7 protein-coding genes and 1 pseudogene are annotated in these 9,586 nt (G+C 59.0%); 5 read left to right on the top strand and 3 right to left on the bottom strand.

Going from position 1 to position 9,586, the window contains the following annotated elements:
* The 4 genes from ACIOWE_RS29005 to ACIOWE_RS28990 all read left to right on the top strand — a co-directional run.
* Window positions 1-515: glycine--tRNA ligase subunit alpha (locus tag ACIOWE_RS29005; protein ID WP_401244634.1), on the top strand; the 515-nt coding region annotated here is incomplete at its 5' end.
* Window positions 512-2,566, top strand: coding sequence for a glycine--tRNA ligase subunit beta (gene glyS / locus ACIOWE_RS29000; RefSeq protein ID WP_401398348.1), 2,055 nt, complete (start codon window positions 512-514; stop codon window positions 2,564-2,566). The genes ACIOWE_RS29005 and glyS, both read left to right, overlap by 4 nt.
* A 4-nt stretch (window positions 2,567-2,570) precedes the next feature.
* The gene (gene gmhB / locus ACIOWE_RS28995) at window positions 2,571-3,110 is read left to right on the top strand and encodes a D-glycero-beta-D-manno-heptose 1,7-bisphosphate 7-phosphatase (RefSeq protein WP_401398346.1); all 540 of its coding nucleotides are present in this window, start codon (window positions 2,571-2,573) and stop codon (window positions 3,108-3,110) included.
* 83 nt (window positions 3,111-3,193) lie between these two features.
* Window positions 3,194-3,973, top strand: a complete 780-nt coding sequence (locus ACIOWE_RS28990; protein WP_150749920.1) for a 1-acyl-sn-glycerol-3-phosphate acyltransferase — start codon at window positions 3,194-3,196, stop codon at window positions 3,971-3,973.
* Window positions 3,974-4,103: 130 nt separating this feature from the next.
* Here the strand turns inward: ACIOWE_RS28990 and ACIOWE_RS28985 are convergent, their stop codons facing one another.
* Window positions 4,104-5,636 (bottom strand): sensor histidine kinase, encoded by a 1,533-nt coding sequence (locus tag ACIOWE_RS28985; RefSeq protein WP_401398344.1) that lies wholly within the window; start codon window positions 5,634-5,636, stop codon window positions 4,104-4,106.
* A gap of 183 nt (window positions 5,637-5,819) precedes the next feature.
* Between ACIOWE_RS28985 and ACIOWE_RS28980 the strand changes: the two genes are divergently transcribed.
* Window positions 5,820-6,539 (top strand): response regulator transcription factor, encoded by a 720-nt coding sequence (locus tag ACIOWE_RS28980; RefSeq protein ID WP_201236186.1) that lies wholly within the window; start codon window positions 5,820-5,822, stop codon window positions 6,537-6,539.
* A 72-nt stretch (window positions 6,540-6,611) separates the two neighbouring features.
* Here ACIOWE_RS28980 and ACIOWE_RS28975 read toward each other — a convergent pair whose 3' ends face one another.
* Window positions 6,612-8,720: a DUF6311 domain-containing protein gene (locus tag ACIOWE_RS28975; protein ID WP_401398342.1), complete on the bottom strand. Its 2,109-nt coding sequence runs from the start codon at window positions 8,718-8,720 to the stop codon at window positions 6,612-6,614.
* A 146-nt stretch (window positions 8,721-8,866) separates the two neighbouring features.
* Window positions 8,867-9,586, bottom strand: a pseudogene (gyrB, locus tag ACIOWE_RS28970) (DNA gyrase subunit B); the annotation flags it as partial.

Below are 9,586 nucleotides of genomic sequence, written 5' to 3'. Positions count from 1 at the left end.
TCACTTACTTCCAGCAAGCGGGCGGCATCGAGTGCTACCCGGTGACCGGCGAGATCACCTACGGTCTCGAGCGTCTGGCCATGTACCTGCAAGGCGTGGACTCGGTCTATGACCTGGTCTGGGCTGACGGCCCGATGGGCAAAGTCACCTACGGCGACGTGTTCCACCAGAACGAAGTGGAGCAGTCCACTTACAACTTCGAACACGCCAACGTCGACAAGCTGTTCGAACTGTTCGACTTCTATGAAAGCGAAGCCAAGCGCCTGATCGAACTCGACCAGCCGCTGCCGTTGCCGAGCTATGAAATGGTCCTGAAGGCCTCGCACACCTTCAACCTGCTGGATGCGCGCCGGGCGATCTCGGTAACCGCACGTCAGCAATACATTCTGCGCGTGCGCACCCTGGCGCGTTCCGTTGCGCAAGCCTACCTGCTGGCACGCGCCAAGCTGGGCTTCCCGATGGCGACCCCGGACCTGCGTGACGAAGTACTGGCCAAGCTGGAGGCTGCACAATGAGTGCGCAAGATTTTCTGGTTGAACTGGGCACCGAAGAACTGCCACCGAAAGCCCTGAACACCCTGGCTGAAGCGTTCCTCGCCGGTATCGACAAGGGCCTGCAAGCGGCTGGCCTGAGCTACGAGAGCAAAACCGTCTACGCCGCACCGCGTCGTCTGGCCGTGCTGATCACTGCACTGGCCACCCAGCAGCCGGATCGCAGCATCAACCTCGACGGCCCGCCACGTCAGGCGGCATTCGACGCTGAAGGCAATCCGACCCAAGCGGCACTCGGCTTCGCCAAGAAGTGCGGCGTCGAGCTGAGCGAAATCGACCAGAGCGGTCCGAAACTGCGCTACAGCCAAAGCATCGCCGGCAAGCCGACTGCGAGCCTGCTGCCGACCATCGTCGAAGATTCGCTGAACGACCTGCCGATCCCGAAACGCATGCGTTGGGGTGCGCGCAAAGAAGAGTTCGTACGTCCTACTCAATGGCTGGTGATGCTGCTCGGTGACCAGGTCATCGACTGCACTATCCTCGCGCAAAAGGCTGGCCGTGATTCCCGTGGTCACCGTTTCCATCACCCGGAAAGTGTGCGCATCGGTTCGCCGTCGAGCTACCTGTCCGACCTGCGTGCCGCTTATGTGCTGGCCGACGCCAACGAGCGTCGCGAGATCATCAGCAAGCGCACCGAAGAATTGGCTACCCGTCAGGAAGGCACGGCGATTGTTCCGCCGGCGCTGGTCGACGAAGTGACCGCACTGGTCGAATGGCCGGTGCCGCTGGTGTGCTCGTTCGAGGAACGTTTCCTCGACGTGCCACAAGAAGCACTGGTCACCACCATGCAGGACAACCAGAAGTACTTCTGCCTGCTGGATGCCGACGGCAAGTTGCTGCCACGTTTCATCACTGTGGCCAACATCGAAAGCAAAGACCCGCAGCAGATCATCGCCGGTAACGAGAAAGTGGTTCGCCCACGTCTGACCGACGCCGAGTTCTTCTTCAAGCAAGACAAGAAGCAGAAGCTCGAAGCCTTCAACGATCGCCTGCAGAATGTGGTGTTCCAGGAAAAACTCGGCAGCGTCTATGACAAGGCCGAGCGCGTATCCCGACTGGCTGCGTACATCGCCGCACGCATCGGCGGCAACGCCTCGTGGGCGGCCCGTGCAGGCTTGCTGTCGAAGTGCGACCTGGCCACCGAAATGGTTGGCGAGTTCCCGGAGATGCAAGGTGTTGCCGGTTACTACTACGCCCTCAATGACGGCGAGCCGGAAGACGTCGCGCTGGCGCTGAACGAGCAGTACATGCCACGCGGTGCCGGTGCTGAACTGCCTGCCACCCTGACCGGTGCAGCCGTTGCAATCGCTGACAAGCTCGACACCTTGGTCGGTATCTTCGGTATCGGCATGCTGCCAACCGGCAGCAAAGACCCGTACGCCCTGCGCCGTGCGGCTCTCGGCGTGCTGCGCATCCTGATCGAGAAGAAACTCGATCTGGACCTGAACGACGCCGTGGCTTTCGCCGTGAATGCGTTCGGTGCCAAGGTCAAGGCTGCCGGTCTCAATGAAGCCGTGCTGGAATTCATCTTCGACCGTCTGCGTGCGCGTTACGAAGACGAAGGCGTCGATGTCGCCACTTACCTGTCGGTTCGTGCCCTGAAACCAGGTTCGGCGCTGGACTTCGACCAGCGTGTGCAAGCGGTGCAAGCCTTCCGCAAGCTGCCGGAAGCGGCAGCGCTGGCGGCGGTGAACAAGCGTGTATCGAACCTGTTGAGCAAGGTCGAAGGCTCGGTGCCGACCGTGGTTGAAGCCAAATACTTCGACAACGCCAACGAGTTCTCGCTGTACTCGGCGATCCAGCAAGCGGATCAGGCGGTGCAGCCTATGGCCGCAGCGCGTCAGTACAACGAATCGCTGGCGCGCCTGGCGGCACTGCGTGAGCCGGTCGATGCGTTCTTCGACGCAGTGATGGTCAATGCCGAAGACGCCAAAGTTCGGGCCAACCGTTACGCGCTGCTGGCGCGTCTGCGTGGTCTGTTCCTCGGTGTTGCCGACATTTCGCTGCTGGGTTGAGGGATTGCTGTTGAAACTGCTGATTCTCGATCGGGACGGAGTGATCAATTACGACTCCGACGCTTACATCAAGTCGGTGGCGGAGTGGATTCCGTTGCCCGGCTCGATCGAAGCGATTGCGCAGTTGAGCAAGGCCGGCTGGACGGTGGCCGTCGCCACCAACCAGTCGGGCATTGCTCGCGGCTATTACGACCTCGCCACCCTCGACGCCATGCACGCGCGCCTGCGCGAACTGGTGGCGGAGCAGGGCGGTGAAGTCGGGCTGATCGTATATTGCCCGCATGGGCCGGACGAGGGTTGCGATTGCCGCAAACCGAAACCGGGCATGTTGAAAACCATCGCCGGGCATTACAACGTGGCGCTGACAAATGTCTGGTTCGTCGGCGACAGCCTTGGTGACCTGGAGGCCGCCAAAGCCGTCGATTCACAGCCAGTTTTGGTAAAGACCGGGAAAGGCGAAAAGACTCAGGGCAAAACCCTGCCGGTTGGCACTCTGATTTTTGACGATCTGGCGGCGATTGCCGCAGAACTTATCCACAACTAGAGTACTTCTGAAATTCCTGACCAGGGATTGATCGGGAGTGCGCTTGAACAGTCGGGCATTGCCCCGTAACGGTAAACGTCGCCATGTCGATACTGCGGGCCATCAGAATTTTTCTCTTTTACCTGCTGCTGGGCACCACGTCCTTGTTGTGGTGCAGCCTGAGCTTTTTCATCGCGCCCTTTCTGCCGTTCAAGGCGCGATATCGTTTTATCAACGTGTACTGGTGCCGTTGCGCCTTGTGGTTGACCAAGGTGTTCCTCGGTATCCGTTACGAAATCAAAGGCGCGGAAAACGTGCCTGACCGGCCCTGCGTGATTCAATCGAACCACCAGAGCACTTGGGAGACGTTTTTTCTCTCCGCTTATTTCTCGCCGTTGAGCCAGGTGCTCAAGCGCGAATTGCTCTATGTGCCGTTTTTCGGCTGGGCCATGGCCATGCTGCGGCCGATCGCGATTGATCGCGACAATCCGAAAGCTGCGCTCAAACAGGTGGCGGCAAAGGGTGATGAGCTGCTCAAGGACAACGTTTGGGTACTGATTTTCCCGGAAGGTACACGCGTTCCGTTCGGCACTGTCGGCAAGTTCTCCCGCAGTGGTAGCGCTTTGGCGGTGAATGCGGCGCTTCCGGTATTGCCGATTGCACACAATGCCGGCAAGTTCTGGCCGAAAATCGGTTGGGGCAAGAAGTCCGGGGTGATCACCGTGGTCATCGGCGAACCGATGTACGCCGAAGGCACTGGGCCTCGCGCTATCGCCGAGCTGAACGACCGGGTGCAGGCCTGGAACGAGAAGACCCAACGCGAAATGGGTTCTCTGCCACCCGCACCACAAGCGCCGGCTGCAAGTGATCAGGTGGCTGTCTGATATTTTGTGGATAACCTGTGTACGGTTTTGTTGAAAAGGCTTGAATATTTACATTAAGTGATTGATTTACTTATATATTTCTCAAACTCATAAAACACCGTAAAAGGTGCATAAGTTTTTTTATGCCTGATTACTCGGCAATCAACGGTAGCTCAAGTACAAACGTTGTGCCTTGATCGACTACGCTGCGGCACTCGATCCGGCCGCCATGGTGATCGACCACTGCTTTGACCATCGACAGGCCCAACCCGACGCCATCGATGCCCTGAGCAGAGGAAAACCGCCGATATTGGATAAACAGATCGGGCAGCTCTTCGGCGGCAATGCCTTTGCCCTGATCACTTAGTTCAACCCGCAACACCTCGCCATGGCAACGGACCTGCAAATGAATCGTGGAGTGAGGTCCGCTGTACTTGATCGCGTTTTCCAGCAGATTGAACAGCGCCCGGGTCAGCAATCCTTGATCAGCCAGCACGAGGCGCTCTTGAGAGGGTTCGTCCATGTCGTGCAGCAGTTCGATGCTTTTCTGTTGGGCGATCGGCAAGGCCTGATCCAGCACATCGAGCACCAGCATCGCAAACAGGCTTGGCTGAAACTGGTAAGTCTCGGACTCCGCCCGCGCCAGCAATACGAAACCATCGGTCAGCGACAGTGCGCGGCGCACCTGGCGTTCTATCTGTTCGAACAGCGGCGCATCCGCGCCAGCCTGATGGCGATGGACATCGAGCAAGGCGAGGATTGCCGAATGGGGGGCACGCAAGTCATGAGAAAGAAAGCGCAGCAAAACGCTGCGTTGCTCTTCGGCCGCGCGTTCGGCACTGAGGTCGGTCAGGCTCAATAACCAGCCGATGGGCGTGTCACCGTCCACCGGCAACAACGCGGCGCGCTCCAGGCGCAGGCTGCGTTCCTTGTGATCGCGGAACTCCAGCAGGGGCAGGGCGGATAAGGGCGGGCGGGGAGCTGTGGACAATTCGGGGTAGCCGAGTTGCGCCATTTGATCGAGCACATCGTCGCCCACCAGAGCACTATCGAATAGATTCCGCGCTTTGCGATTGCCCAGCAGAATCTGCCCTTTGGGGTCGCTGATCAGCGTGGCTACCGGTAGATATTCCAGGCCATCAGCGATAAAACGCCGAGTATCGCGGGTGCGGCTCATCGCTTGTTCAAGCGCCATGATCTGTCCCTGCAGACGATCAGCACCAGTGAACTGCGCGCGACGGCGTTCCGGGAAAACTTTCGGTTCATTGTCCAGCCGTGCCAACTCCCAGCCGAAATAGGTCAGCACGACGCTGAGGCGCCGCCAGTTCCAGATCAAGTAGCCGAACAGCATGCCCAGCACGGCTGGCGTCGGCGACCACCAGCGCCGCATCTCCGCCAATCCCGCGCTGGTCAGCAACACACAAGCCATACCGATCAGCGTCACCCAAAGTGCCAGACGCGGGCGCCATAACAGTAGCCCGAGAACGCACGTCACCAAACCCACGGAAAGCAATGCGCCGAGCCCTGGGGACACGTCATGCAGATTGACCTGCGCACGGTACGACAACAGCGCAGTCAGCGGTAACAGCACTAGACTTATCCACAACCATTCGCGCACCAACTGGCGGAACAGTCGCTGCACCTGGCTTGGTTCACGGCTTTCGCGCCGACGCTCGCTACTCATCTGAACAGCTGGCACAGGAAAAAGGGCAGGGCAATGTGAATGGATTCATGGGCCACAGGTCTGAGACATGACCCGAAGAATCATAGCGGACGTCGACCAACGGCGGGCCGCTTACTTTCAAGGCAATGGCCGGGCGACTAAGGTTTACGGCCAAATGCCCCCAGCAACAAGGAACCACCGCGTATGCGCGTTGCGATACTGGATGACGAACCCGCCGAACTGCGCCGGGTCGAGCAGACCCTGCAGCAAATGGCCGATGCCTCCGAACAGCCATGGTCGCTGCACAGCTTCGAGCTTGGCGAAGATCTGCTGCGACAACTGCGCCGGGAAACCTTCGACCTGCTGATCCTCGACTGGCAACTGCCGGATCTCACCGGTCTGGCGTTGCTGCGCTGGACCCGCGAACACATGGAAGCGCCTCCCGCAGCAATCATGCTCACCAGTCGTGATGGTGAAAGCGATATCGTCCAGGCCCTGAACGCCGGCGCCGACGACTACGTGAGTAAACCGTTCCGACCCAATGAGCTGAAAGCGCGGGTCGCCGCAGTATTGCGTCGGCACAGTCAGCCACGCAGCGCCGCCACCGAGGTACTGAGTTTCAATGACCTGACATTCGACGATGCCGAACTGACCGTCACCCGTGAAGGCAAACCCATTGTCATGACCGAGCGTGAATATCGACTGGCGCGCTGCCTGTTCAGCAACCTTGGTCGCCCCCTGTCGCGGGATTATCTTTATGAGCGCTTCTGGCCCCATGAAGAGATGGCCTCGTCACGGCCGCTGGATACGCATATCTACCGGCTGCGTAACAAGCTGGGGCTGACGGCCGATCGTGGATGGCAGTTGCTGACGATTTATGGGTACGGGTATCGGTTGGAGAGTGTGGCGACTGCACAGGAATAAAGATCGAAAAATCGCAGCCTTCGGCAGCTCCTGCACGAGATCAATGCAGGCGCTGCGATCTCTCTTTACTGATCAATGAAACGTCAACCCGAGCAGCCCGATTGCCAGTTTTCGTTCATCCACACTCATCCCGAGCTCGTGTGGGCTGATCGCCAATGGAAAATGTAACTGGATGCGCAATACACCTTGTTGCGCAACGAGCTGCTGCACCTGCGGCGGCAGCACGACATTTATTTTGTTCGCAGTGGCTTGGGTCAGACTGGCGGAGAACACCGCAACATCATTGACGCGGATATCCACAGCCTGGCGCGGGTGTGACTCCGCGAGAAAGGCATTGGCTTCGAGCGATAGCGAGGTCACGCTACCGGCCGGCCTGAGGATGATTTCCGCATCTGAGCCCACAGACCCGGTACCCCAGGCATCAGAAACCCACCAGCCTGTGCCCAGACCGGCGGCCCCCGAACTGCTATCGGTGAACTGAATTTTTTCTCCCGGCTGGAAAGTCGGGATCAGCTCTTGAGGTTGCACTGCATTGATGGCGGGACAGTCAGCACAGCGCTTCCACCCCGGTGCCAGGACGTAAAAGTCGTCGACTCTGGCCAGGATATCGGCAGTGCGATCCAGGTTGATCGTTGCTTGAAGCGCCGAGCGCTGATCCAGTACATACAGGGTGTCGGCAGCATACTTTCCGCTAGCGACGGTCCTGTCGGCGGCGCGCTGCGCAGCCTCCTGTGCCAACGCACTTACCCGTCCCAGGTAAACGGCATCCGTTGCCAGATGATATTTACCCGCGTAGTCGGCCAGCGTCATCCAATGGATGGAAAAGTTTTGCGGACTGATCCATCGCACGTTCTGATAATGCGATGCCGCGCTTCTCCAGAAAGGATCGACCAACGGGGTTTTCCATTCCTTGCCCGGCGAAGCCATCAGTTGGCTGCGCGTATTTGCCCAGCCTGCGCGGGTGTCGGCCACTTGAACGACCACCGCCAGCGCCAACAACATGATCGCCGCCTGCGGTCGGGAACCTCGGGCAATCAAAAAAACCACCGCGAAAATCGCCGCGTACATGACCGGCCAGATCATCCGGCCCGATGCGCGGAAGATACTCGCAATTGCAATGAAAGTGTCCGGCAACCAATAGTCGAATTCGTATGATGCGATACCGACCTTGTTGGAAAGCGCAAAAACCATCAGCCCGACCAGCGCGAGCAGCAATATCCAGCGCTTGCGTATGGCGGCCATAACCCCGTTGTTCTTGCCGCCCAACGTGAGCGGCAATGCACAAACGAGGAGCAACATCACCCCCAGCCCCGGGAAGGCCATACCATCTCCATCGCCGGGCACTCCGGGGAAATCCCTCAAGACATACGACCACCCGCCAGGGTTGAAGAAGGTCAACGCATTCGCCCGAAACAACCCGAACCCGATGGAGGCCAGACCAGCTCCCTTGATCGTGAAGTAGCCCGCCTGCCAGCAGCACAAGGCCGTCAACAACAAGAGGCAGAACAACTCGGCAACTGCCTTGCGCGGAGTCAGTTGGATTTTGACGGTTCGGTACAGAAGATCGGCGATCCAGATCAGCGCAATCATGACCAGCAGATAGGCATGCACCAGGGCGGATGCGGCCAGCAGGGCTCCCCAGGCCAGAGCGCGCTTGTCATTGCCTCGGCGTAGCGTCAGGTACAGCGCGGCGAGGATCAGGAAGTGTCCGGCAAGGGACAAATGCACGCCCATGCGCGCGATCATCGCCGGGTTGAAGAGAAACAATGCCGCGCCCAACAGGCGCACTGTCACATTGTTTGTGGCCAGCCCCATCAGTTTCCAGGCAAACCAGCCCTGCAGCACAAAACACGTCAGCAACCAAAGCCCGAAGTACTGGAAAGGCTCGGGCAGCAGCGAAGCGAAGGGTTTGAAGATAAAGGCAAACAGCGGATTGGAATCCGAGAAGATGATCGCGCTGCCCAGTTCCAATCCATAAGAGGGATTGAGTCCCAGCGGAATCGACCAGGCTGAATGCCTGAAAAACGCCCACCCCAGGTAATGGGTCGCCGGATCGCTCTGACCCAGCCATGCAATGTTTTCAGGGTTCAGCGCCCTTGGCCCCACGACGATAAAAAATGCCAGAACGCCCATCAGCACGGGCAAGAGACTAACCGGCAAGCGTTTAAGCAGATCCTTCATCGATACACGTCCATTCGTCATGCGCCAACATCAGAGGCTGGAATCGAGGCTGCATCGTACGCAAAAAAAAACCCGCTTGCGCGGGCCTTCTTTTGGCGTGGCCGACCAACCCGTTGGGGTGGCCGAACCGTCACAGGTGTACCGGATCAGAAATCCAGGTTGGACACCGCCAGGGCATTGCTCTCGATGAAGTCACGGCGAGGTTCGACCGCATCACCCATCAGGGTGTTGAAGATCTGGTCTGCGCCAATGGCGTCTTCGATGGTGACTTTCAGCATGCGGCGCACGCTTGGGTCCATGGTGGTTTCCCACAGCTGATCCGGGTTCATTTCGCCCAGACCTTTGTATCGCTGAATGGTGTGACGCTTGGTGCTTTCAGCCATCAGCCAGTCCAGAGCTTCCTTGAACTCGGTGACCGCTTTCTTGCGCTCGCCACGCTGGATGTATGCGCCTTCGTCGAGCAGGGTGCTCAGTTGAGCGCCGAGGGTGACGACGGTTTTGTAGTCGTTGCTGCCGAAGAAGTCACGGTTGAAGGTGACGTAGTTCGACAGGCCGTGGGAGATCAGTTCGACCTCTGGCAGCCACACGCCACGTTCACGATCTTCACGCAGGCTGGCCTTGTAGACCAGGCCGGACTTCTCGTTGGTGCGCAGACGGACTTCGTACTGAGCCAGCCAGTCCTGCATCTTGGCGTGGTCGCCGAGCATTTCCAGGCTCACGGCCGGCAGGTAGATGAAGTGCTCGGTCAGCTCCTGCGGGTACAGGCGCGACAGACGCTTGAGGGTCTTCATCACCAGGCGGAAGTCGTTCACCAGACGTTCCCGCGCCTCACCGGAAATACCCGGGGCCTCTTCGTTCGGGGGCAG

It is taken from the genome of Pseudomonas sp. NPDC087598 (assembly GCF_044743525.1).
GTDB lineage: Bacteria > Pseudomonadota > Gammaproteobacteria > Pseudomonadales > Pseudomonadaceae > Aquipseudomonas.
The sequence above is the reverse complement of the archived record's forward strand: the minus strand, read 5'-3'. Positions and strand labels throughout refer to the sequence as shown.